This is a genomic window from Leyella lascolaii, assembly GCF_900079775.1.
Classification (GTDB): domain Bacteria; phylum Bacteroidota; class Bacteroidia; order Bacteroidales; family Bacteroidaceae; genus Prevotella; species Prevotella lascolaii.
The window spans coordinates 1-647 of record NZ_LT556047.1 but is presented as its reverse complement, the minus strand read 5'-3'; the positions used below and the strand labels follow the sequence as shown (position 1 = coordinate 647).

Annotated in this window: 2 protein-coding genes; one reads left to right on the top strand and one right to left on the bottom strand. The window is 37.1% G+C overall.

The features are described 5' to 3' along the window. Positions 1–202: transposase (locus BN4609_RS15885; protein WP_164071643.1), on the top strand; the 202-nt coding region annotated here is incomplete at its 5' end. On the opposite strand, the gene BN4609_RS16565 is transcribed toward BN4609_RS15885, so the two are convergent. Next, positions 134–337, bottom strand: a complete 204-nt coding sequence (locus tag BN4609_RS16565) for a hypothetical protein (RefSeq protein WP_164071642.1) — start codon at positions 335–337, stop codon at positions 134–136. The genes BN4609_RS15885 and BN4609_RS16565 overlap by 69 nt on opposite strands. Between the last annotated feature and the right edge of the window lie 310 nt (positions 338–647).

The window sequence follows — 647 nt, the reverse complement described above, 5'->3', positions numbered from 1 at the left end:
CTTCCGTTCTTTCAATGTTATTGCTGCAACATTCTATGAACATTACGATGATATTCTTAACTTTTATAAAAATAGATCATCTAATGCTGCAGCTGAATCCTTTAATGCGAAAATCAAAGCCTTCAGAGCATCACTAAGGGGTATCGTTGATGAAAAGTTCTTTCTGTATCGACTTGCAAAGATTTATGCTTATCCCCACTAAATTTCCACTGACCCCATATCTGTCCGAGTTGGCGATGGCTTCGTCGAGCAGACTGTACAGGGAATCGGTCCGGCTCTGTGCCGCAGCCATTCCGTACGTAACCGAAAGAAAGAACAGTAGGATGATGTTTCTCATATCATTATCAAGTCACAGATTGGACAAAAGGCGATGAATATAAGTATACAAATATAAGACAATATCATGTACTTACCCTTAATTCCGCAACACTATTATAAATTAAACTTTTTAAGTACCTGAGCAACAAAAAGTTGCTCAGGATTTTGCCATGTCGAAGAATTCACTTATCTTAGTGTTGCAAAAAATAAACAAGAAAATCCGACGATAGACATGGCAAAAATACAAATTAAATCTGAGAAACTCACTCCTTTTGGAGGAATATTTTCTATCATGGAGCAATTTGACTCCACATTGTCATCAGTAATCG